The sequence below is a fragment of the Janthinobacterium sp. 35 genome (assembly GCF_002754575.1).
GTDB lineage: Bacteria > Pseudomonadota > Gammaproteobacteria > Burkholderiales > Burkholderiaceae_D > Janthinobacterium > Janthinobacterium tructae.
Genome location: NZ_PEFN01000001.1, coordinates 73,119 through 95,396 on the forward strand (window position 1 = coordinate 73,119; position 22,278 = coordinate 95,396).

The following is a 22,278-nucleotide window of genomic DNA, read 5'->3' on the forward strand; positions in this document are numbered from 1 at the left end:
AGCTATCGCGCCGCGCGTCGCCAAAAACCTGTCACGCGCCGGCGCTTTGCCAACGCGCCGAAAGCATGCATGTCCGATAAAACCAGCCACGACAGCCATTCCCCGTCCTCCCCCGCCGCGCCCGCGCGCGCCGGCAACCTCAATTTCATCCTCGTCTGCGTCTTCATCGACATGCTGGGCATCGGCTTGGTGGTGCCCGTGCTGCCCATTCTGATCGGCGACTTTGTCAACGGCAAGGAAGCGCAAGCGTTCTGGTACGGCATCATGGCGGCCGTCTTCGGCTTGCTGCAGTTCATCTTCATGCCCATGCTGGGCGCCATCAGCGACCGCGTGGGACGCCGTCCCGTGCTGCTGTACTCGATGGCCGGCATGGGCGTCAATTTTCTCGCCACGGGCTGGGCGCCGAACCTGGCCTGCCTGTTCATCGGCCGCATCATCGGCGGCGTCTCGTCGGCCAGCATGTCGGTCGCGTCCGCGTATGCCTCCGACATTTCCACGCACGACAACCGCGCCAAGAGCTTCGGCAAGATCGGCGCCGCCTTTGGCCTGGGCTTCATTTGCGGTCCCATGCTGGGCGGCCTGCTGGGCGAGATCAATCTGCACCTGCCGTTTTACGTGGCGGCGGGCCTGTCGGCGGCCAATTTCGTCTACGGCTATTTCTGCGTGCCCGAATCGCTGCAGCCCGGCCCCCGCGCGCCATTTACCTGGGCGCGCATCAATCCGTTTGCCGCCCTGCTGAAACTGGTGCGCCGCGTGGACATCCGCGGCCTGGTGCTGGCCTTCGGCCTGATGACGTTTGCGCAAATGATGCTCAACACCACCTGGGTGCTATATACCCATTTCCGCTTTGACTGGACGCCGCGCCAGAACGGCATCGCCCTGTTCTGCGTGGGCCTGTGCGCGGCCGTGGTGCAGGCGGGCTTGCTGGGCATTTTGATCAAGCGCTTTGGCGAAGTGCGCCTGTCCTTGCTGGGCATGGCCTCGGGCGCCCTCACCTATTTGCTGTACGGCCTGGCGACGCAGGGCTGGATGATGTATGCGCTGATCCTGTGCAACCTGCTGGCCTTTGCCGCCGGCCCTGCCCTGCAAGGCATCATCTCGAAATCATCAAACGCCAGCGAACAGGGAGAACTGATGGGTTCTTTGCAGTCGATCAGCAGCCTGGGCATCATCATCATGCCTTTGCTCGGCAGCATGATCCTCGGTGAAGTGAGCCATTTGCCGCCGCAAGACTGGCGCATCGGCAGCACCTTCTATCTGTGCGCCATCATGCAAACCCTGGGTATCCTGGTGGCCTGGCGCTACTTCAAGGCACAACGCCAGGCCAGACTTGCGGTTTCCACCACAAAGTAGTCGGCAAGATAATATTGCACTTGAGAAATAAATAGGCGAGAATGGGATAATCAAGCGGGCGTTGCCGACGCCCGCGATTCGATGGCAAGCAAGGATGGGTATGACTGACTTTTATTCCAGCGCCTGGCGCCGAACCGTAGCCCTGCTGGCGCTGGCGCTGGCGCTGCCATCGCTGGCAAGCGCGCAGTGCTCGCGCGACATCCAGGTACCCGTCTCGGCCATCGGCGCCAGCGTGGTCGTCAATGGCGCCAGCATCAGCGGCATCTATCCCGACTTGCTGCGCAGCATGGGCGCCAAGCTGGGCTGCAATTTCATCTTCACGGCCGTGCCCCGCGCGCGCCTGGAAGCGATGTTCGAGGCGGGCAAGGCAGACTTGCTGATCCCGGCCAGCAGCACGCTGCGGCGCGACCAGCATGGCCTGTTCATCCCCATGCTGGGCAGCCGCCCCCTGCTGATCTCGCTGCAGGGCGCGCGCACGCCGATCAACACCATGCAGGAACTCATCGAGCGGCGCGAATTGCGCGTGGCGCTGGTGCGCGGCTATGACTATGGCGCACCGTACCAGGCACTGGCGAAGGAGCTGAGCAGCCAGGGACGCCTGTTTTATGAAGTCGACGCCCTGTCCGTGGCGCGTCTGATGCAAAGCGGCTTCATCGATGCCACCATCATGGCGCCCACCATCCTCGCCGGCGTGGCGCAAAACGATGCGCGCGTGTACGGCCTGGCCGACCGCCTGCGCCTGGAAGCGCTGCCGGAGCTGCCCTGGGGCATGAGCGGCGTCTACCTGTCGCGCAAGTCCCTCACGACGGAAGACCAGGCCACCCTGCGCGAATTGCTGGACAAGGCGGGCCGCTCGGGCACCGTGATGGACGCCTTCCAGCGCCATCACCGCCAGGAACTGCTCTCGCTGAGCATACGCCCGCGCTAAGGATACTTGCATGTCCGGCCTGGTCGTCGCCGTCGTCCTGTTTGCCGCCCTGCTGCACGCCAGCTGGAATGCCATTGTCAAGTCGGGCAAGGATACGTTCCTCACGACCGTGCTGGTGTCCGTCGGCGCGGCCCTGATTTCGCTGGCCGTCTTGCCCTTTGTCAACAGCCCCGCGCCCGCCAGCTGGCCCTGGTTGGCCGCCTCGGCCGTGGCACAGCTGGCCTATTACTCGCTGCTGGCGGCCGCCTACCAGGCGGGCGACATGAGCCATGCATACCCCTTGATGCGCGGCAGCGCACCGCTGCTCGTGGCGCTGGCCAGCTGGCCGCTGATCGGCGAGCGGCTGTCCGCCATGCAGATGGGTGCCGTGGCCTGCATCTGCGCGGGCATCCTCGGCCTGTATGTTGCGGCGCGCCTGCCCGCCACGGCCGGCATCGCGAAAAACACGGGACGCGCCACCGCCTTTGCGCTGGTCAATGCCTGCGTCATCGCCAGCTATACCCTGATCGACGGCATCGGCGTGCGCCTGTCGGGCGCACCGGCCGCCTACACGATGTGGATTTTTGTCTTGAACGGCACGGGACTGCTGCTGTGGACCTTGCTGCGCCGCCGCGCCGGCCTGCTGGCGTATGCGCAAACGCAATGGCATCTGGCCGTGTTGGGCGGCCTCGGTACCCTCGCCTCGTATGGCCTGGCCCTGTGGGCCATGACGCAGGCGCCCGTGGCGGCCATCGCGGCCCTGCGCGAGACGTCGATTCTGTTCGCCATCGCCATTGCGGCCCTGTTCCTGCGCGAAAAAATCAGCCCCCGCCGCTACCTGGCCATCGCCCTGATCGCGGCTGGTGCAGTGCTGATGCGCATGGGCTAGCGGGCGTCGAGCGGCGCGATCGGCAACTCGATGGCGCTGGTCGCCCCTGTCGCGTGGTACACGCGCTGCGTCGCCTTTCTGTAATGGCCTGGGTCGGCCAGGAAGATGTTCGGCACGTAGTTTTGCGGGTTGCGGTCGTACAGGGGGAACCAGCTCGACTGCACTTGCACGGCGATGCGGTGGCCGGGCAGGAAGACGTGGTTCGCGTTCGGCAAGGCGAAGCGGTAGCGCTCCACCTTGCCCGGCGTTATCATCGACGGGTGCTCGAAACTCTCACGGTAGCGGCCGCGGAAGATATCCATCGCCACGCCCAATTGATACCCGCCCATGGCCGGCTGCGACGGCACCTCGTCCGGATACACGTCGATCAGTTTTACCACCCAGTCCGCATCCGTACCGCTGGTGGCGGCGAACAGGTTCACCATCGGCGCGCCGGCGATGCGCACGGCCGTCTTCAACGGTTCGGAAACATAGCTGAGCACGTCCGTGCGGTCCGCATAGCCGCGCTGGTCGCTGACCAGCCATGGCTTCCACACGTCGGCGTCATTGAGGCGCACGGGACGCGGTACGAACGGCACGGGTTTCGCGGGATCGGACACGTATTCGTCGAAGGCACCTTCCGCCGCATCCGCAGCGCCCGATGGCGCCACAAAGCCCAGCTGGAAGCCATCGTGCAGGTAGATCGGCGTCAGCTTCGTGTCGCAGGTCTCGCAGGCCAGCGGCCACTGTTGCAGGCGCTGCCACTGGTTGGTGCCGCTCTGGTACGACACCACGGGCGCCGTGTTCGCTTCCGGCGCGCCATCCTTCAAGTATTGATTGAGGAATGGCTGCATGACTTTTTCACGGAACTGGCGCGCCGTATCGCCGTCAAACTTCAAGGCGCCCAGGCTGGAGCCGTCATAGTTGACGCCGCTGTGGCGCCACGGGCCGATGGCCAGGTAATTGAGGTTGTTGCGCGTGTCGCGCCCTTCCATGGCCCAGTAGGTAGCGTACGGGCCATAGATATCTTCCTGGTCCCACTGTCCTACCACGTGCATGGTGGGCACGATCAGCGGGCGTTTTGCGAGGATTTTATCGAGCGCCTGCTCCTGCCAGTAACTGTCGTAGGCCGGGTGTTCGAACAGCTTTTTCGTATAGGTCAGCTTGTCGATGCCGAATTTCTTCGCAAAGTCGCGCGCCGAGCCGATGCGCAGATACGCCTCGTAATCGTCGTAGACGCCCAGGGCCGGCGATTCGCCGCTGCCGCGCACGCTCGTCTGCCCCGCGATGTACGACAGGCTGGGCATGCGGAAGGCGCCATTATGAAACCAGTCGTCGCCGCGCCAGCCGTCGACCATGGCGCTCATCGGTATGGCCACCTTCAGCGCCGGATGCGGGTCGACCAGGGCCATCAGCACCGTATGTCCCTCGTACGAGGAACCCAGCATGCCCACTTTGCCATTCGTTTCCGGCACATTTTTCACCAGCCAGTCGACGGTGTCCCACGCATCGGTGACGTTATCGACCTTGGTATCGTTGAGCGGGCCGCGCACGGGGCGCGTCATCACGTAATCGCCTTCCGAGCCATGCTTGCCGCGCACGTCCTGGAACACGCGGATGTAGCCATTTTCCACCAGGGTATCGTCGCCCTGCGGCAAGGTGGCCAGCATGCTGGGGCTGGCCGTGCGCTGGGCGCGGCGGGCCGCATTGTAGGGCGTGCGCGTGAGCATGATCGGTGCTCCTTTCGCGCCTTTCGGCACGACGATCACCGTGTACAGCTTGACGCCGTCGCGCATGGGGATCATCACCACGCGCTTGACGTAATCATTGACGTCGGGCATCACCAGCCTGGCGCCGATATCGGGCGTCATCGGCGGCGTTTGCGGCGTTTGCAGCAGTCGTGGCGTTTGCGGCGTTTGCGCCAGCACGGGAGCGATGAACAAGGTACTGACAAGCAGGGCCAGGCCACTCAGGCGGATGGGGGATACAACAGGCATACACGTCTCCAAAAGATTCATGTCGACAATAGTACTCGCAAAGCAAGGTTGACAGAAATTCAGCAGCCGCTTGCGCGGCAGATAAATCGGCACGCAACTTGACAGAACGCGCACGAACTGCAACCATAACGCCATGAAATTTATCCCGTCACAACACGCCTGCTTGAATTGGTGGTCCCGCTCACTTTCGCGCGGCCACTCTATAGTGATGTGAATTTGATCCACGCCGCCTCGATCGGTGGCGTAACAGGCTCAGCCTGGATCATCCCCGATGCAGGCGGCTCAAAAGGAAACTTGATGAGCTTGCCTAACACCCCCGATACCCCCGACACCGACAACGCCCCGGCAGCACCGCTGTCGGCTGCCGCCATCGCTTCGCAATCCGTGATCCTGACGGGCGACCGCCCGACCGGCCCCTTGCACCTGGGCCACTACGTGGGCAGCCTGCGCGACCGCGTCCGCTACCAGAACAGCTACAAGCAGTTCATCATGCTGGCCGACGCGCAGGCGCTGACGGACAATATGGATGACATCGACAAGGTGCACCGCAACGTCGTCGAAGTGGCGCTCGATTACCTGGCCGTCGGCATCGACCCGACCAAAACCACGGTCTTCATCCAGTCGCAAATCCCGGAACTGGCCGAGCTGACCTTTTACTACCTGAACATCGTCACCGTGGCGCGCCTCGAGCGCAACCCCACCGTCAAGGAAGAAATCCGCTTGCGCGGCTTCGAGCGCGACATTCCAGCGGGCTTTTTGACCTACCCGGCCAGCCAGGCGGCCGACATCACGGCCTTCAAGGCGGGCGTGGTACCCGTGGGCGAAGACCAGATCCCCATGATCGAGCAAACAAATGAAATCGTGCGCCGCTTCAACCGCATGTACAACCGCGAAGTGCTGATGGAATGCAAGGCGCTGGTGCCCGACATCGGCCGCCTGCCCGGCATCGACGGCAAGGCGAAGATGAGCAAGTCGCTGGGCAACACCATCAACCTGGGCGCGACCTCAGCCGAAATCACGGCCGCCGTGAAAAAAGTCTACACGGACCCGCTGCACCTGCGCGTGGAAGACCCGGGCCACCTGGAAGGCAACATCGCCTTCACGTACCTGGACGCGTTCGACCCGGAAAAAGCGGCGCTGGCCGAGATGAAAGCGCATTATGTGCGCGGCGGCCTGGGCGACAGCATCGTCAAGAAACGCCTGGACCTGGTCTTGCAGGAAATGCTGGCGCCGATCCGCGCCCGCCGCGAAGAGTTCGCCAAAGACAAGGGGCAAGTCATCCAGATGCTGAAAGAAGGCACCTTCAAGGCGCGCGAAGTGGCGGCCCGCACGGCCGATGAAGTCAAGTCGGCGCTGGGCCTGAATTACTTCTGATTACCATTTACAAATAGCAAACTGATGCGCCTTGGCGGAGTCGGGTAGAATCCCGTCTCCGCAGGGCCTTTTTTTTGCCTAACCCAACAGCAGAGTCTGGGGTCGGCCCCTGAGTCCGACCCCGGCACTTGTCTTAGGGTCACCATATATTGAAACATATCTAATGACCGACTCCGCTATCGAACAGCTGCTGCAGCAGCATTTTTCCATCGATGCGCTGCAACGCTCGCCCGCGCCCCTGCAGCAGGCGCTGCGCATGCTGGGCGGCTGGCTGGCGGCAGAACGCGACACGGCCTATCCGCACACGCCGTACGCGGAACTGCTGACGCAACTGTCCGACACTTGCCTGCCCGCGCACGGCATGCCCGTGGCGGCATTCCTGCAAGAACTCCACACCACCGTGCTGGCCAATACGGCCCAGCTGAATCACCCGCAATACATCGGCCACATGACGCAGGCCTTGCCCTGGATCAGCGTGCTGGCCGAAGCGTTTACGGCCACCCTGAACCAGAACCAGGTGAAGATCGAGACGGCGTATGTCTCGACCCTGATCGAAAAACAGATCCTCGGCTGGCTGCACCGCCAAGTCTACCAGCAGCCGGACGCCGTCTACACGCAGGCGATGGCCGCCACCAGCGGCGCGCTGGGCAATGTCGTCAATGGCGGCACCATGGGCAACCTGACGGCGCTGGCCGTGGCGCTGGAGCAGCAATTGCCCGGCACGCGCAAGCGGGGCCTGTTTGCCGCCATGCAGGATTCTGGCCATGCAGGGCTGGCCGTGATCGGTTCGGCCCGCAGCCATTATTCCGTGAAAAAGGCGCTGGCCACCCTGGGCCTGGGCGAAAACGCCCTGCACCTGGTGGCCGTCGACCGCGACAACCGCATCGATGTCGCCGCGCTGGAAGCGACGATTGCCGATTTAAAACAGCGCAAGATCAAGGTCGTTGCCATGATCGGCATCGCCGGCACGACGGAAACGGGCGCCATCGATCCGCTGGCCGCCATGGCGGCGATTGCCGCGCGCGAATCCATCTGGTTCCACGTGGACGCGGCCTGGGGCGGCGCGCTCTTGATCGCCGATGAGTACCGCGCGCTGTACGACGGCATCGCCCTGGCCGACTCCGTCGTCATCGACGGACATAAACTGCTGTGGGTGCCGATGGCGCAAAGCATGGTGCTGTTCAAGGACAGCACCAGCCTGAACTTGCTGAAGCACAACGCCAACTACATCTTGCGCGACAACTCCGGCGACCTGGGCCAGACGTCGCTGGAAGGCTCGCGCCGCTTCGATGCCTTGAAACTGTGGACGTCGTTCAAGGTGCTCGGTGTGTCCGGCTACACGACCCTGCTGCTGCAGGCAGCTACCCTGTCCGGCCAGTTGCAGCAGTTACTGGCCGAGCAGCAGGATTTTGAACTCGTCACGCGTTCCGACACCTTCATTCTGACTTACCGCTACGTGCCCGCGCACTTGCGCCAGCGCATGGAAAGCTTGCTGGCCAGCGGCCAGCTCGATGCGGCGACGGAACTGAACCAGCAGCTGAACACCTTGAACGCCAAGCTGCAAAACCGGCAAAAGGCGCAAGGCCACAGCTTTGTCTCGCGCACCGTGCTGGAATCGACGCGCTACCCCGGCCCGACCAACGTCCTGCGCGTGGTCATGACCAATGTCAAGACGCGCCCCCACCACCTGCGCGCCATCCTGGCCGAGCAGCGCGCCATCGGCCAGGCGCTGGTGGCGGAACTGGGCCTGTAAAGAAACACCCACCCATCAGCCCTGACTGGATGCCCGATGCACCGCCTGAGCGCCCTCACCGACCTGTTACGGCATCTGTTGAAATGGCTGCTGCTCGCGAGCATCGTGGCCGCGCTGGCCGGCACGGCCTCGGCCGGCTTCCTGTTCGCCCTCGACTGGGCCACGCGCACGCGCCTGGCGCACGCCTGGCTGATCTGGCTGCTGCCCGTGGCGGGCTTCGCCGTCGGCTGGCTGTATTTGCGCTATGGCAGCAGTGTCGAGGGTGGCGCGAATCTGCTCATCGATGAAATCCACGACCCGAAAAAAATCATCCCCTTGCGCATGGTGCCGCTGGTGCTGGGCGGCACGGTCCTCTCGCATCTGTTCGGCGCCTCGGTCGGGCGCGAAGGCACGGCCGTGCAGATGGGCGGCGCGCTGGCCGACCAGCTGACCCGCATGTTTCGCCTGAACAATGAAGACCGGCGCATCATCCTGATGGCCGGCATCAGCGCCGGCTTTGCCTCCGTCTTCGGCACGCCGCTGGCAGGCGCCCTCTTCGGCCTGGAAGTACTGGCCATCGGCCGCCTGCGCTATGAAGCCATGCTGCCCTGCCTGGCTGCCGCCGTCATCGCCGACCAGGTGGGCCTGTTGTGGGGCGTCCAGCATACGCATTACGCCGTGCCTTTGATCCCCGCCCTTTCCGCCTGGACTTTGTCTGCCATGGTGATCGCCGGCGTGCTGTTCGGCGTGACCGGTAAAGTGTTTGCGCAAGCCACACACGGCTTGAGCGCCTTGATGAAACGCCGGATCAGCTATGCCCCGCTGCGCCCGCTGATAGGCGGCCTCGCCGTCGCGCTGGCCGTGTGGCTGCTGGGCACGGATCGCTACATCGGCCTGGGCATTCCCACCATCGTCGACGCGCTGAAGGAACCACTGCCCGCCTGGGATTTCCTCGGCAAGATGGCGTTTACCATTGTTTCACTCGGCACCGGCTTCAAGGGCGGCGAAGTGACGCCATTGTTCTTCATCGGCGCGACCCTGGGCAATGCGCTGGGGCCGCTGCTGCACCAGCCCGTCGCCTTGCTGGCCGCCATCGGCTTCGTCGCCGTGTTTGCGGGCGCGGCCAACACGCCGATCGCCTCGACCCTGATGGCGATGGAACTGTTCGGCGCGGAGATCGGCATGTACGCGGCCATCGCCTGCGTCGTGGCCTATCTGTTTTCCGGCCACGCGGGCATTTACCGGGCGCAACGCAGCGGCCACGCCAAGCGCCATCCGGCCAAGGATCTCGACATATGACACAGAACATCTACGACGACGCCTTTTCTGTCAGCTACGCCCGGCTTGATCTGGAACAACTGGCCTTGCCACCATCCGCCAGAGTTTACAACCGGACGGCAAGCGGGTGTTTTCCATCGAGTACCCGATCTTCATGGCGCAGCAGCCCCCCCTGGCGGAAGAGCGCGAACGGCCGATGCTGCTGGCGGGACGCAGCCTGCGCTAGCCACGGCGGCGCTCGAACAATTTGCCCGCCAGTTCCTCGATATCGCCGCGCATGGCCAGGGTGTTCAGCCACGCCGGCGGAATCGCCTGGGCGCCATAATACGCACCGGCAAGCTGACCGACGATGGCGCCGGTCGTATCGGCATCTTCGCCCAGATTGACGGCGCGTAACACGGCCTCTTCCAGTGAGTCGGTATTGAAGAAGCACCAGAGCGCCGCTTCCAGCGACTCCACGCAATAACCCGTGCCGCGTATCTGCTGCTCCGCTTTGGCGATGAAGTTACCGCTAGCCAGCTCCACCAGCCTGGGTTCGGCAGGCCGGTACGCGATACTCGCGATTAGCTCTTCTTTCGGCGTGCCCGCCAGCGCGCTGCACAGCAAGGCGGCGAACAACTGGCAGCTTTCGACCGCCTCGGGTGCCGCATGGGTGGTGCGGGAACTATCGGCGGCATAGGCCACGGCCGCCTCGGCATCAGGATAAGCAAACAGCACGACCGGGGCCAGGCGCATGAGCGAACCATTGCCCGCCGTGTCCGGCGCGTTGGAACCGCTCCAGGGATTGCCCGTTTCCTGGAAACTGGCCAGCGCGCTTCTTACCGTGCCACCGATATCGAAGCAGCTGCCCGTGGAACTCAGGTAGCCCCATTGCCACCAGTTCAGATACCGTACCATCTGGTCCGCCGGATCGAACGCCCCTTTCAGTATCAGACTCTCGGCCAGGCACAGCGCCATCGAGGTATCGTCCGTCCATTGTCCTGGCTGCAGGCCGAACGGGCCGCCGCCAGTCATCTCCGTCACGGGCGCGAAGCTGCCGCGTGGAGAAAATTCCACGCTCGTGCCGACGGCATCGCCACAGGCCAGCGCCAGCATGGCGCCCAGATAACGGTTGTGCAAAGTTGGCGTATTCATGGTTTCCATTAATTCTTAGCTGGCCACATTGCGCGTAAAGCGCAAGGTGGATGCACCCGCATTCACGTAGGCATATGCTTGCGCGCTGCTGAAGACGAAAAAATCGCCGGTGGCCAGGTGTCTGGTTCCGGCCGCCAGGACCAGCTGCAACTCGCCTTCCAGCACGTAGAGCATTTCGCTGAATCCCGCCGGATCGGCTTGCGCATCATAGCGCTCGCCTGGCGCCAGGGTCCACGACCACAGTTCCACCTGGCGGCTGGCGGGCGCCGCGCCCAGCAGCACGGCCTGGCTCGCTTGCGATGCGCTTTGCCACATCAGCACGCGCAGGCTGTCGTGCGGCTGCTGCGGCGGCTGCACCAGGTCGACAAAGGCTACTTTCAAGGCTGCGGCCACGTGGTCGAGGTTGGCCAGGCTGATGTTGGTGCTGCCCGCCTCGACGCCATTGACCATGCGCCGGCTGAGGCCAGACAGGCGCGCCAGCTCTTCCTGGCTGAGGCCGGCGGCCAGGCGCAAGCGCCGCAGATTTGTCGCCAGGTGTGCCAGCACGCCACCGGCCTCGGCTTGACTGCGCAATATATTGCTCCTATGATGATGGGAAATATTTTGCTCATAGCATAGCTCCCCATGAAAACACATGCAAGTCCCCCGCCCGCCCTCGGCCTGCCCGAGCTGGCCTTGATCGCCATTACCTTCATCTGGGGCGGCACTTTTCTCATCGTGCAGCATGCCGTGACGGTCAGCGGGCCGCTGGCCTTTGTCGCTGCCCGCTTTGCCGTGGCCGCCAGCATCGGCGCCCTCGTTTGCCGGGGCCAGTTGCGCCAGTTGACGAAGGCCGAGTTATTCACCGGCATGACCATCGGCGTGAGCATCTTTGGCGGCTACGCGCTGCAAACCTATGGCTTGATGCATATTACGAGCAGTAAATCAGCCTTCATCACGGCCTTCTATGTGCCCATCGTGCCGCTGGTGCAATGGCTGGTCTTCAAGCAGCGGCCCCGCGCCGCCGTGTGGGTGGCCGTGGTGCTGGCTTTCGCCGGCTTGCTGTTGCTCACGGGAACGGATGGCTTGAGCATGGGCTTGGGCAAAGGCGAGCTGATGACGGCCGTGGGCGCCATCGCGATCGCCCTGGAAATTATTTTGATCAGCCGCGTCTCGCCGCAATTGAACATCTTGCGCGTGACCATCGTGCAACTGGCGACCGCATCCCTGATCGCCCTGCTGCTGATGCCCGTCATGGGCGAAGCGCCACCCGCCCTCAGCCAAACGTTCATCCTCAGCGTGCTGGCCCTGGGCTGCGCCAGCGCGCTGATTCAATATGTGATGAACTGGGCGCAAAAGCGCATTTCCGCCACCAAGGCTACCTTGATCTATGCGGGCGAACCTGTCTGGGCCGGCGTCATCGGGCGCATTGCGGGTGAACGCCTGCCCGCGCTGGCCATCGTGGGGGGGATATTGATCATCGCCGCGGGCATCCTCAGCGAGTGGCGGCCGAAGCGCCTGCGTGCCGATGGCAAGGCCATCGCGCCAGCAGATTAAGCCTCGGCCCGCCGCAGCGCCGTATCTCCATGCAGCGCCAGCGGCACGGCCCTGGCCCAGCGATTCGAGGACAGCGAAAACGTCAGCGCGCGCACCTGGTGGTACCAGCCGGCGGGCACGTACAGCATGTCGCCAGGCTCGACGAGGCATTCGATCATGGTGGCCTGGCGCGCCAGGGGAAAACGCTGGAAATCGGGCGCTTCCGGGTCGAAGGGCGAACCGAACAGGATGGCGTTCGCCTCGCTGGGGTACAAGAAGGTATCGTGGTGCGGCGGCGACAAAAAGATGCGCTTGCGGCCCCACACTTGCGCGAAGATATTGTCGTCGTAATCACAATGCAAGGGCGTCACCGTACCGGCCGGCCCGACCCAGAAACGTGGCGGACCCATCTTGTCAAAATACGTGGGCCAGTGGCACAGGCGGTTCAGCTCGCGCAATTCCAGATTGCCCAGGTACGGCGGCAGCGCATACTTGCCCTCTGCCACCAGGTCCAGGTATTGCCCCATCAACATATCCTGCATGGCGCGGTCGGCCGCAAACGCCGTGTTGATGTAGTCGCCCACCCGCGCGCGCACGGGTACGTGGCTGAACTGCTGGCGCAAGACGTCGGGCGCCAGCCCGGACAAGGGCCAGCGCTGCACCAGCCCGCGCATCAGGAAGGGCAAACCGAGCGCGGCACGCGCGCGGAAGGCGGCGGCGTCCAACATGGCCAGGCGCGGCACCTCGGTGATGGTGGGCAAGTCACGCGCCGCCTGCTTGATGGCTTCGCGCATGGCGTCGATCGAGGTGACGCCGCGCACCTGCGCATCCTTGTCTTCGCGCGCCTGCTTGCGCGCCAGTGCCGCTGCGGGCGAACTGCATTCTGCTGGCGGCCTGGGCGGCAAGGCGCGCGGCGCGATGGGGGTGGCCGCAAGCTCGTGCGGCACTTCTTTTTCTACGGACATAAACCTTCTTTGCGATCAGGGCGCCGCGCGGCATGACGCGACAGTGCGCCATTCTAAGCCAGCAAGGCCCGTTCAGCACGCATGACAGATTCCCTACGACGCATCGACACCTGACAAAACCGTCGCGAGCGGAAGGGAGAGGCGGCCGAGAAGCGCAACCGCACTGAGGTGCGGTGAGCATCGCAAGCCGCCTATACCAACGCGCAGCAGGTTTGGTCAGGCGTCCTCAGACAGGCGTCTTGAAGATGGGGTCGACGATGAACTGCTGCGCCTTGATGCGCAAGGTGCGCTCTTCGTCCAGCTCGGCGCGCGTTTCGCCCAGCTCTTCGCGTTCCGCTTCCAGTTCCAGGCGGGCGGCCGCCAGTTCCGTTTCCACGCGCGTCAGGCTTTCCAGCTTCAGCTGGGCCTGGATCAGTTCGGCGCGCGCCGCTTCGGCAGCCTCTTCCAGGCGTGGGATGCCTTCGAGCTTGAATTGCGCCTTGGCCAGATCCATGCGCGCCTGCTCGGCCGCCTCTTCCAGGCGTGGCAAGCCTTCCAGGCGCAGCTGCGCCTTGGCCAGGTCCGTGCGCGCCTGGTTCGCCACTTGCCGCTCGCGTTCGAGTTCCCCGCGCAAGGTTTCCAGTTCACCCGCCTGCAGGTCGAGCAACTCTTGCTGGCGCTCGTTCTCGCTGGCCAGATCCATCAATTCCTGTTGATTGTCGTTCATCTCGGCTTCGTGCGCGCTGTGGCTGGCGCTTAATTCCTGTCCTACATAATCGAGGATGGCTTGCTGCAGCACGGGCGACAGTTCAGCAGCGGCAGCGATCTGGCGTTGCGCACCCGCCTTGCGGCGCAGCAAGAGCTTGCTGATCGTGCCCAGACAGGCGCCGTTGCCCAGCCGTTCGCGCAAGGCGCGCACCGTGATGGCATGTCCTTCACCCGCCATCGCTTCCATTGCCGCATTGATCTGTTCCGCGCTTACTTTTGCCATGTCGTCTGCTCTTGAATGTTGCCCAAGGCAATCTTGCCCAGGGGCACTATCTTATGCCAGCGGCGGCAAAGCGTAAAGTATTTCTCAATAGAGATTGCAATTGCACAACGCGAGCGTGAGAAAACATGCGGCTTCAGCGGATTTACTCTTCGAGCAAACCATTTTCAGTGAGCATATCTTGCACCAGTTCCAGGCGCAGCACGGGATTGTCCTGGCTCAGCAGCAATTGCTTTTGCATGGCGCTCAGGGATAGCAGCTCGCACCAGCGGTTCGCCACCCAGCCGCACTCATCGAGGCGGAAAGGCGGTTGCAGGGGCATTTGCTCAGGCGGGATCTTTTGCTCCTGCAAGGTGCGGATCAGGGCGCCGAGCGCGTCGGCGACGTTCTGCTGCTCTTGCGGAATGGGAATGGTCTTGTCGGGCGGCAAGGTTTCGACCTGCGCCATCCACAAGCCGTGCTTGAGCTGCTCGCTGGACACGATGTGAAAGCGCTGCATGCCCATGCATTTGATTTGCAGCAAGCCCGACAGGGGCGCGGCCCAGTCGATGACGCGCGCCAAGGTGCCCACGGGCGCCAGCGTTTCTTGCTGGCCCGGCTTGCGCACTTCCGCGCCGTCCAGCAGTTGCACCACGCCGAACGGCTGCTCGCCCATGATGCACTTGCGTATCATGTCCAGGTAGCGTACCTCGAAGATCTGCAGGGGCAGATAGCCATCGGGATACAGCACCGTATTGAGCGGGAACAAAGGTATCGAGGTCATAGCCGCATGATGGCACGAATGGCATATCCGTGCTGCGCGCTTGCCTTGTCAGCTTGACTGCGCCGATTACTTGTAAAAGCGCCTTTTCTTGGCCCGCTCGGCCGCCTTCGGCGCCAGCACCTTGATGGCCTTTTTCTGGATGGTGCCGCCGGCGGACGTGCCCGGCACGCGGTGCTCGGCCTCGAAACCGGGTTCCTCATTGCGTTTGAGGGTTTGCCGCGTCAGCGCTTCCACGGCCGACAGCAATTCCACCTCGTCGGCGCAGACGAGGGAAATGGCTTCGCCCGAAGCGCCCGCGCGGCCCGTGCGGCCGATGCGGTGGATATAGTCTTCGGCGACCGTCGGCAAGTCGAAATTGACGACGACGGGCAATTGATCGATGTCCAGGCCACGGGCGGCCACGTCGGTGGCCACCAGCACCTGCACCTCGGCAGATTTGAAACGGGCCAGCGCGCGCAGGCGGTTCGGCTGCGTCTTGTCGCCATGAATCGAATCGGCGCGCACGCCCTGCTCCAGCAAGGTATTCACCAGCAACTCGACGCCCTTGCGCGTCTTGACGAAGACCAATACCTGGCCCCAGCGCTTTTTCTTCAGCAAGTGCAAAAACAGTTCCGGCTTGCATTTTTTATCGCACACGATGACCGACTGTTTCACGGCCTTGACCGTGCTGTTGCGCGCGCTCACTTCCACCGAGACGGGATCCTTCAACATGGTTTTCGCCATGGCGCGGATGGCGTCCGAGAAGGTAGCCGAGAACAACAGGGTCTGGCGCTGCTTGGGCATTGTCATCAGCAATATATCGAGCTCGCGCTCGAAGCCCAGGTCCAGCATGCGGTCCGCCTCGTCCAGCACCAGGGTTTGCACTTGCTCGAACTTGACGGCGCCCTGCGTCTGCAAGTCCAGCAAGCGGCCCGGCGTGGCCACCAGTACGTCGAGGCCCTTGCGCAGTTTGCTGATCTGCGGCTCGATGGGCACGCCGCCGTAGGCGACAAAGCTGCGCAGCGGCAGGTTGCCGCCATAGCTGCGGAAACTGGCATAGACTTGCTCGGCCAGTTCGCGCGTGGGCACCAGCACCAGCACGCGCACGCACTGGGGCGCCACCACGCCTTCCAGGGCCAGGCGCTGCAGCAGCGGCACGGCAAAGCCGGCCGTCTTGCCCGTGCCCGTCTGGGCGGCGGCCATCAGGTCACGGCCGGCCAGCACGGCAGGAATCGCTTGCGCCTGCACGGGCGTGGGCTTGGCATAGCCGAGCTCATCGAGTTTGCGGACCAGGGGATCGATCAGGCCGAGGGAGGAAAACGTCATGGGGAAGCAATCTTGGCAAAGTAAAAGGTGGCGCGCACGGACTGGCCGTGCGCGCAATTGCCGAGATTATAGGCCAGCGGGGATGCCGGCCGGGGTTTCAGCGTTAAAACAACCGCGTCAAAACTTCATTTCCAGGGTCGCGCGCGCCTGCGGCGAACTCGGCGAAATGCTGTTGCGGGCTATCGTGCCGCTGGCATCCGTATAGATGGTGTCGCTTTCAAAGTCTTGCGCCAGCAAGTTCGACACGGCCAGGCGCAGCTGGTTCTTCGCGTCGAATTTCCACAGCGCATAGATATCGAGGTCGCGCCGCGGCGACGTATAGGCGCTCTGGCGCTCGGTGATGCGCACGGGGCCGCCATTGCGGAAATTGAAGCTGCCACCCGTGGTCAGCACGCCATCGGGCGTCTTGTAGTCGAGACCGAAGTTGCCGCTGACGGGGGTTTGCTGGTCGAGCCGGTTGTTTGGCCCCGGCACCTGCTCCACTTGCGACCAGTTGCGGCTGACGCTGGCGCGCAAGTCGATGGCCGGCACGGGCGCGGACAACACGGCGCGCAGCGGGAACTTCGCTTCCAGTTCCAGTGTCTGCGTATTCGCGCGGCCATCGTTGACGGGCGTCGATACCCAACGGTCATTGATGAACAGCAAGCCCTGGCGCGTATAGCCGTCGATGCGGCGGGCCGAGGCGCGCGCGCTGAGCAAGGCGCCTTCGGCCCAGTAATGTTCGTACGAGGCGTCGATGCCGAGCGCCAGCTCCGGTTTCAGATACGGATTGCCTTCGCGGTCGGGGTCCGTCTGGCTATTGTTGGTCGAGGTATTGCGGCGCGGAATCAGGCTCGCCGTGGGCTGCGCCTTGTAGGTGCGCGTCAGGGCCAGGCGCACCTGGTCGCCGCGGGTGGAGGGTAACTTCCACAGGGTTTGCAGCAGCGGACTCCACACGCTGGTGCGCTGATTCACTTCGTCGTAGGTATCGCCCGCGCTGCGCGTATCGATGCCTTCCCAGCGCACGCCCGCATACATGGACCAGCGCGGCGTGATTTCCCAGTCATCCTGCACAAACAGGGCCAGGCGCTGGATGGTGGCGTCGAAACCCTCGTCGCTGTTGACGGGCGGGCGCGCGCCGGACACGCCCAGCGCCGCTTCGCGCTGGCGGCGCGTTTCGTCGCGCTGCGTGTGCGCGCCATCCCAGCCCATCGACAGGGCATGGCCCGGCAGCAAGGGCGTGGAATACTTGCCGGTGGAACTGACGCCGTTTTCCGTCGCCTTCACGCCCACCTGGCGCTCCAGCGCCAGGCCGCTGCCGTCGATAAAGCCCTGCTGCAGGCTGTCGGATGTATTGCGGGCGGCCGAGGCGCCGATTTTCAGTTCCAGCCTGGCGCCGCCAGCCAGCTTGTGCATCCACGTCAGGTCGCTGCGGCCGAAGGCATTGTGGTTGCTGGAACTGCCCGTATTCGTGTCGTAGTCGGGGCGCAAGCCCTGCTCTGTTTGCGCGCGGCTGACATTGCGGTGATTCGAGCGCCCGCCATTGAAAAAGAATTGCGCCGTCAGATTGTCGCCGCCGGCCAGCACCCAGTTCAGGCGCGGCGACAGATTGATGCCTTCCGGACGGCCATCGCCGGTGCCATTCGTGCGGCGCAGCAGGTTTTGCCGGCCGTCAGGCGCATAGCCCAGTTCCAGTCCGGGATTGTCGTAGTGGTAATCGTAGCGGAACAGCGAGCCGGCCATCGAATACGAGAAATTGCCGTCGCGGTCGGACAGTTGCAGATTGACGCTGGGCGAGAAACTCACGTCGCTGCCCTGTACGCCCAGCTTGAGCTCGCGCTGCGCTGTTTTGACGGCCTTTTTCAGCACTACGTTGATGGTGCCGGCGATCGATTGCGTGCTGTATTCGGCGCTGGCCGCGTGCAGGATCTCGATGCGTTCGATCACGTCGGGCGACAGGGTGTCGAGCGAGAAGCCGGCCGGCGCCCGTTCGCCGTTAAGCAATATCTGCGTATAGCCGCTGCCCAGGCCGCGCATGCGGATTTCACCGCCCGAGCGCCCGGCCGCGCCGGACACGGTAATGCCGGGCAAGCGCTTGAGCACGTCGGTGACATTCGTGTCGCCATACTTGAGGATTTCCTCGCTGCCGACGACCATCTTGCTGGCCGTATCGTCGCGGCGCGGATCATAGCCACTGCCCTTGACTTCGACGCTCTGCATGGCGGGCGCGGCAGGCTTTTCAGCCTTCAGTGGCGCACCGGCGGCCTCAGAGGCGGCGGGCGCTTCGGATTGCTGGGCCTGGGCATTCCAGGCAAGTAAAACGGCGGAACAAAGGACGGTAAGGCGAAGGCAACGGCGTGGCATCATGACCTGGCTAAAAAAGTTGGCTGAATAAAAATGGCTAAATGCTAAAAAACAGGCCGCTATATTGTGCTGCAATTTTTTCCGACTGGCACAGTTTCCTGAAAATATTTCCTATAGCAAATTAAATTCGGCAGCAGGCTGTGATACGTACCCTTGCATACGGCGCATATCATTGCGCGCCACATCGCCGCTATAATGCGTTTTCATCATTGTTCCCATCACCCCGTCAAAGGCTTCCCATCGTGTCTGACCGTCTTGCCGTTTTGCCTCAATATCTGCTTCCAAAAGGAGCGTTGACCAACTTTGCCGGCCGCATCGCTGGTGCCAAAGGCGGCGCCATGACGACGCGTTTGATCCGCTGGTTCGTCGGCCGCTACAACGTCAACATGGATGAGGCGCTGGACCCGGACATCACGCACTACACGAGCTTCAACGACTTTTTCACGCGCGCGCTGCGCCCGGATGCCCGTCCGCTGGCCCAGGCCGACTACGTCTGCCCCGTCGATGGCCGCATCAGCCAGTTCGGCAGCATCGACAAGGACCAGATCTTCCAGGCCAAGGGCCACAACTTCAGCACCACGGCCCTGGTGGGCGGCGATGCGGCCCTGGCGGCCCAGTTCGAACACGGCAGCTTCGCCAATCTGTACCTGAGCCCGCGCGACTACCACCGCATCCACATGCCGTGCGATGGCCGCTTGACGCGCATGATTTATGTCCCTGGTGAATTGTTCTCCGTCAACCCGACGACGGCGCGCGGCATTCCCGGCCTGTTCGCCCGCAACGAGCGCGTCGTCTGCGTGTTCGACACGGCCAATGGCCCCTTCGTCATGACCCTGGTCGGCGCCACCATCGTCGGCAGCATGGCCACCGTCTGGCACGGCGTCGTCAACCCGCCCCGCACGGGCCAGGTGCGCGACTGGAGCTATGCGAACGACAATGTGGTGCTGAAACAGGGCGCAGAGCTGGGCCGCTTCCTGCTCGGTTCCACCGTCGTGATGCTGTTCCCGCAAGGCACAATCAATTTCAATGCCAACTGGCAACCGGCCGGCCCCGTGCAGCTGGGCGAAGTCATGGGCAACGTGTCCATGTAAGCGAGCAGGATGCGCGCCTACACGGGCGCGTCCGTTTGATACATTTCCTCCATCAGGTCGAGAAACGCGCGCGTCTTGGCCGGCATCAGCCGCCGGCCGGGAAACACGGCCCAGCCGGTGACCAGCGGGAAACTCCACTCCGGCAGCACGCGCACCAGTTCCCCCGTCTCCACATAGGTCTTGGCGAAACGGTCCGTGCTAGCCGCGATGCCCACGCCCGTGCAGGCCATGCGCACCAGCAATTCCGGCGAATTGGCCAGCAGCCGCACGGGTAAATCGCGCTCCCACGTCGTCTTGCCACGGATCAAAGTCCAGTGCACGAGGCCATGCACGGCGCGGGGCAAGCTGAGCAAATCGTGGCCATACAGGTCGTCGGGATGCTCGGGCAAGCCGTGCACGCTCGTGTATTGCGGCGAGGCATACAGGGACAGGGTGCTGAAGGCCACGCGGCGCGCGGCCAGGCTGGCGTCGTCGGGCAAGTTGCCCATGCGGATGGCCAGGTCAAAATTTTCTTCCAGCAAATCCACGCGGCGCGCCGACAAGTCCAGCTCCAGCGAAATGGCCGGGTAGCGGCGCACGAACTCGGCCAGCACCTGGCGCATCAGCGCGTCGCCGAAGTCGGCCGGCATGGAAATGCGCAGCAAGCCGCTGGGTCCCGCCTGGCGGTGCTGGGCCAGCGCGCCGGCCGCTTCCGTTTCCTCGACCACCTTGCGCGCATGGTCGAGCAGGCTGGCGCCAAATTCCGTCAGCGCCAGCTTGCGCGTGGTGCGCAGCAACAGCCGTTCACCCAATTTCGCTTCCAGCAGCGAAATGCGGCGCGACAGGGTCGACTTGGGCAAGTCCACGCGCTGGGCGGCACGACTGAAACTGCCGCACTCGACGACGCGCGCGAACAGCAGCAAATCTCCGGGATCGATATCCATACACTACCTTTACGCTCGATTGTTCCATGAGTGGATTAATGTTATCCATTTTAACGGCTTCCGCATCAATTTTGGAATTGCTATAGTTCATCCATCGCAAGACACCTCACAACGGAGAAAACAAGATGAACATCCTGCAAATCAATTCCAGCGCCCGCAGCACCGGTTCCGCCTCGACCCGTTTGGCTGACGCCATCGTTGCCCGCGTGCAAGCCGCCAACCCTGGCGCCACCCTGGCGCGCCGCGACCTGGCTGCCGCACCGCACCCCGTGCTCGACGAGCCGACCCTGCAAGCGCTGTTCACCCCGGCCGACAAACGCACGCCGGAACAAGCGGCCCGCATCGCCCTGGACGACGCGCTGATTGCGCAAGTGCAAGCGGCGGACGTGATCGTCATCGGCGCACCGATGTACAACTTCGGCATCACCGTGCAACTGAAAAGCTGGTTCGACGCGATTGCCCGCGCCAACGTCACCTTCAAGTACACGGAAAACGGCCCCGTGGGCCTGCTGACCGGCAAGAAAGTCTACGTGGGCCTGTCCCGCGGCGGCTTGCACCGCGATAGCGCCAACGATAGCCAAGTGCCTTACCTGAACACCATGTTCGGTTTCCTGGGCCTGACGGACGTGCAATACGTGTATTCGGAAGGCATGGGCATGGGCCCGGAAGCCGTGGCCAAGGCGCAGGCGCAAGCGGACGCCGAGATCAACGCGATCCTGGTGTAAGTCAAAGATTGATGGGCATCAAACCGGGGCGGCGCACGAGCGCCGTTCTTCCCAACTGGAGAACACAATGAGCGATACCACCACCGTCAACAAGCCACGCGGCGTCGAGCGCGTGATCGCCGGCCAGGCCGTCATGGATGGCGCCGGCGTGAAGATCAACCGCGTGCTGACGCAGCAGCTGCAGCGCCGTCTCGACCCGTTTTTGATGCTCGACAACTTTGCCAGCGACAAGCCGAACGACTATATCGCCGGCTTCCCCGAGCATCCGCACCGGGGTTTTGAAACGGTGTCGTACATGATCACGGGCCGCATGCGCCACAAGGACAGCGCGGGCCACGAAGGCTTGCTGACCTCGGGCGGCGTGCAATGGATGACGGCTGGCAGCGGCGTGATCCACTCGGAAATGCCGGAACAGGAAGAAGGCGTGATGGAAGGTTTTCAGCTATGGCTGAACCTGCCTGCGCGCGACAAGATGCGCACGCCGTGGTACCGCGATTTTACCAGCGCCGAGATCCCCCGCTACACGACGGACGACGGCGTGGCCGTGCAAGTGATCGCCGGCGAGAGCCATGGCGTGACGGGCGCCGTGCAGCGCGAGCTGACGGAGCCGCTGTATCTCGACATCGACTTGCCGGCCGGCAGCACTTTCGAGCAGCCCTTGCCGCCAGGCCATAACGCTTTCCTCTACACGTTCCGTGGCGAAGTGCAGGTGGACGGCAAGGGCGTGCCCGCCCTGCGCATGGCCATCTTCGCCAACACGCCGGGCAGCGACGGCGTGCGCATCGAAGCGCCGCAAGGCGGCCGCGTGATTCTCGTCGCCGGCCAACCCTTGAACGAGCCCATCGCGCAGTATGGCCCGTTTGTCATGAATACCCAGGCGGAAGTGTTCCAGGCCGTGCAGGACTTCCGCGAAGGCAAGTTTGGCGAGACGGCGGCGCAGTAACGTTATTTGCTCCAGGAAAAACCTGCAGCGCCTCCGGGCCTGCAGGTTTTTTTTACGTGCCGACTATGTTGTTGCTTTTCAATTACACTGACGGC

General features: G+C 63.5%; 19 protein-coding genes. 10 read left to right on the forward strand and 9 right to left on the reverse strand.

From position 1 onward, the window contains the following. Positions 1-69 precede the first annotated feature (69 nt). The 3 genes from CLU93_RS00345 (at position 70) to CLU93_RS00355 (ending at position 3,149) form a co-directional block, all read left to right on the forward strand. Positions 70-1,353, forward strand: a complete 1,284-nt coding sequence (locus tag CLU93_RS00345) for a TCR/Tet family MFS transporter (RefSeq protein WP_099764157.1) — start codon at positions 70-72, stop codon at positions 1,351-1,353. Between the two features lie 100 nt (positions 1,354-1,453). After that, complete coding sequence (locus CLU93_RS00350; RefSeq protein WP_099764158.1) at positions 1,454-2,281, forward strand: substrate-binding periplasmic protein; 828 nt, start codon at positions 1,454-1,456, stop codon at positions 2,279-2,281. A 10-nt stretch (positions 2,282-2,291) separates the two neighbouring features. After that, positions 2,292-3,149 (forward strand): DMT family transporter, encoded by an 858-nt coding sequence (locus tag CLU93_RS00355; protein ID WP_099759528.1) that lies wholly within the window; start codon positions 2,292-2,294, stop codon positions 3,147-3,149. On the opposite strand, the gene CLU93_RS00360 is transcribed toward CLU93_RS00355, so the two are convergent. Next, on the reverse strand, positions 3,146-5,125 hold the full coding sequence (locus CLU93_RS00360) for a CocE/NonD family hydrolase (RefSeq protein WP_099759529.1): 1,980 nt from the start codon (positions 5,123-5,125) through the stop codon (positions 3,146-3,148). The genes CLU93_RS00355 and CLU93_RS00360 overlap by 4 nt on opposite strands. 297 nt (positions 5,126-5,422) lie before the next feature. Here CLU93_RS00360 and trpS point away from each other — a divergent pair, with 297 nt between their 5' ends. From trpS to CLU93_RS00375, 3 genes are all read left to right on the forward strand, one after another. Beyond that, positions 5,423-6,499, forward strand: coding sequence for a tryptophan--tRNA ligase (gene trpS / locus CLU93_RS00365; RefSeq protein ID WP_243420194.1), 1,077 nt, complete (start codon positions 5,423-5,425; stop codon positions 6,497-6,499). 163 nt (positions 6,500-6,662) lie between these two features. Continuing rightward, the gene (locus CLU93_RS00370) at positions 6,663-8,252 is read left to right on the forward strand and encodes a pyridoxal-dependent decarboxylase (protein WP_099759530.1); all 1,590 of its coding nucleotides are present in this window, start codon (positions 6,663-6,665) and stop codon (positions 8,250-8,252) included. Between the two features lie 36 nt (positions 8,253-8,288). Beyond that, positions 8,289-9,530: a voltage-gated chloride channel family protein gene (locus tag CLU93_RS00375; protein WP_099759531.1), complete on the forward strand. Its 1,242-nt coding sequence runs from the start codon at positions 8,289-8,291 to the stop codon at positions 9,528-9,530. Between the two features lie 201 nt (positions 9,531-9,731). Here the strand turns inward: CLU93_RS00375 and CLU93_RS00380 are convergent, their stop codons facing one another. Together CLU93_RS00380 and CLU93_RS00385 are read right to left on the reverse strand one after the other, a co-directional pair. Further along, positions 9,732-10,643: an ADP-ribosylglycohydrolase family protein gene (locus CLU93_RS00380; RefSeq protein WP_099759532.1), complete on the reverse strand. Its 912-nt coding sequence runs from the start codon at positions 10,641-10,643 to the stop codon at positions 9,732-9,734. Between the two features lie 15 nt (positions 10,644-10,658). Then, positions 10,659-11,216 (reverse strand): helix-turn-helix domain-containing protein, encoded by a 558-nt coding sequence (locus tag CLU93_RS00385; protein WP_180287765.1) that lies wholly within the window; start codon positions 11,214-11,216, stop codon positions 10,659-10,661. A gap of 51 nt (positions 11,217-11,267) precedes the next feature. On the opposite strand from CLU93_RS00385, the gene CLU93_RS00390 reads away from it, so the two are divergent. Beyond that, positions 11,268-12,179: a DMT family transporter gene (locus CLU93_RS00390; protein ID WP_099759534.1), complete on the forward strand. Its 912-nt coding sequence runs from the start codon at positions 11,268-11,270 to the stop codon at positions 12,177-12,179. On the opposite strand, the gene CLU93_RS00395 is transcribed toward CLU93_RS00390, so the two are convergent. The 5 genes from CLU93_RS00395 to CLU93_RS00415 all read right to left on the reverse strand — a co-directional run bounded on the left by CLU93_RS00395 (position 12,176) and on the right by CLU93_RS00415 (position 18,357). Then, positions 12,176-13,123 (reverse strand): cupin-like domain-containing protein, encoded by a 948-nt coding sequence (locus tag CLU93_RS00395; RefSeq protein ID WP_099759535.1) that lies wholly within the window; start codon positions 13,121-13,123, stop codon positions 12,176-12,178. The two genes, CLU93_RS00390 and CLU93_RS00395, sit on opposite strands and share 4 nt — an antisense overlap. A 226-nt stretch (positions 13,124-13,349) precedes the next feature. Then, complete coding sequence (locus CLU93_RS00400; protein ID WP_099759536.1) at positions 13,350-14,093, reverse strand: DNA-binding protein; 744 nt, start codon at positions 14,091-14,093, stop codon at positions 13,350-13,352. A 142-nt stretch (positions 14,094-14,235) separates the two neighbouring features. Next, positions 14,236-14,853 carry an LON peptidase substrate-binding domain-containing protein gene (locus CLU93_RS00405; RefSeq protein ID WP_099759537.1) on the reverse strand — a complete coding sequence of 206 codons (618 nt, stop codon included), beginning with the start codon at positions 14,851-14,853 and terminating at the stop codon, positions 14,236-14,238. Between the two features lie 66 nt (positions 14,854-14,919). Beyond that, a complete protein-coding gene (locus tag CLU93_RS00410; protein WP_099759538.1) occupies positions 14,920-16,158 on the reverse strand; it encodes a DEAD/DEAH box helicase in 1,239 nt (412 codons plus the stop codon). Positions 16,159-16,275: 117 nt separating this feature from the next. After that, positions 16,276-18,357 (reverse strand): TonB-dependent receptor plug domain-containing protein, encoded by a 2,082-nt coding sequence (locus CLU93_RS00415; protein ID WP_257224807.1) that lies wholly within the window; start codon positions 18,355-18,357, stop codon positions 16,276-16,278. A 386-nt stretch (positions 18,358-18,743) separates the two neighbouring features. On the opposite strand from CLU93_RS00415, the gene asd reads away from it, so the two are divergent. Further along, positions 18,744-19,592 carry an archaetidylserine decarboxylase gene (asd, locus tag CLU93_RS00420; protein ID WP_099759540.1) on the forward strand — a complete coding sequence of 283 codons (849 nt, stop codon included), beginning with the start codon at positions 18,744-18,746 and terminating at the stop codon, positions 19,590-19,592. A gap of 17 nt (positions 19,593-19,609) precedes the next feature. Here asd and CLU93_RS00425 read toward each other — a convergent pair whose 3' ends face one another. After that, positions 19,610-20,515: a LysR family transcriptional regulator gene (locus tag CLU93_RS00425; RefSeq protein ID WP_099759541.1), complete on the reverse strand. Its 906-nt coding sequence runs from the start codon at positions 20,513-20,515 to the stop codon at positions 19,610-19,612. Positions 20,516-20,640: 125 nt separating this feature from the next. Between CLU93_RS00425 and CLU93_RS00430 the strand changes: the two genes are divergently transcribed. Beyond that, on the forward strand, positions 20,641-21,240 hold the full coding sequence (locus tag CLU93_RS00430; protein WP_071077794.1) for an FMN-dependent NADH-azoreductase: 600 nt from the start codon (positions 20,641-20,643) through the stop codon (positions 21,238-21,240). Between the two features lie 67 nt (positions 21,241-21,307). Beyond that, positions 21,308-22,183: a pirin family protein gene (locus CLU93_RS00435; protein WP_099759542.1), complete on the forward strand. Its 876-nt coding sequence runs from the start codon at positions 21,308-21,310 to the stop codon at positions 22,181-22,183. Positions 22,184-22,278: the final 95 nt, after the last annotated feature.

Coding starts and splice junctions, on each gene's coding strand:
- CLU93_RS00415 (WP_257224807.1), bottom strand. CDS start 18,357: ATGCAGAGCGTCGAAGTCAAGGGCAGTGGCTATGATCCGCGCCGCGAC.
- CLU93_RS00430 (WP_071077794.1), top strand. CDS start 20,641: ATGAACATCCTGCAAATCAATTCCAGCGCCCGCAGCACCGGTTCCGCC.
- CLU93_RS00435 (WP_099759542.1), top strand. CDS start 21,308: ATGAGCGATACCACCACCGTCAACAAGCCACGCGGCGTCGAGCGCGTG.
- CLU93_RS00355 (WP_099759528.1), top strand. CDS start 2,292: ATGTCCGGCCTGGTCGTCGCCGTCGTCCTGTTTGCCGCCCTGCTGCAC.
- CLU93_RS00350 (WP_099764158.1), top strand. CDS start 1,454: ATGACTGACTTTTATTCCAGCGCCTGGCGCCGAACCGTAGCCCTGCTG.
- CLU93_RS00390 (WP_099759534.1), top strand. CDS start 11,268: ATGAAAACACATGCAAGTCCCCCGCCCGCCCTCGGCCTGCCCGAGCTG.
- CLU93_RS00360 (WP_099759529.1), bottom strand. CDS start 5,125: ATGCCTGTTGTATCCCCCATCCGCCTGAGTGGCCTGGCCCTGCTTGTC.
- CLU93_RS00405 (WP_099759537.1), bottom strand. CDS start 14,853: ATGACCTCGATACCTTTGTTCCCGCTCAATACGGTGCTGTATCCCGAT.
- CLU93_RS00345 (WP_099764157.1), top strand. CDS start 70: ATGTCCGATAAAACCAGCCACGACAGCCATTCCCCGTCCTCCCCCGCC.
- CLU93_RS00370 (WP_099759530.1), top strand. CDS start 6,663: ATGACCGACTCCGCTATCGAACAGCTGCTGCAGCAGCATTTTTCCATC.
- CLU93_RS00400 (WP_099759536.1), bottom strand. CDS start 14,093: ATGGCAAAAGTAAGCGCGGAACAGATCAATGCGGCAATGGAAGCGATG.
- trpS (WP_243420194.1), top strand. CDS start 5,423: ATGAGCTTGCCTAACACCCCCGATACCCCCGACACCGACAACGCCCCG.
- CLU93_RS00375 (WP_099759531.1), top strand. CDS start 8,289: ATGCACCGCCTGAGCGCCCTCACCGACCTGTTACGGCATCTGTTGAAA.
- CLU93_RS00395 (WP_099759535.1), bottom strand. CDS start 13,123: ATGTCCGTAGAAAAAGAAGTGCCGCACGAGCTTGCGGCCACCCCCATC.
- CLU93_RS00425 (WP_099759541.1), bottom strand. CDS start 20,515: ATGGATATCGATCCCGGAGATTTGCTGCTGTTCGCGCGCGTCGTCGAG.
- CLU93_RS00380 (WP_099759532.1), bottom strand. CDS start 10,643: ATGAATACGCCAACTTTGCACAACCGTTATCTGGGCGCCATGCTGGCG.
- CLU93_RS00410 (WP_099759538.1), bottom strand. CDS start 16,158: ATGACGTTTTCCTCCCTCGGCCTGATCGATCCCCTGGTCCGCAAACTC.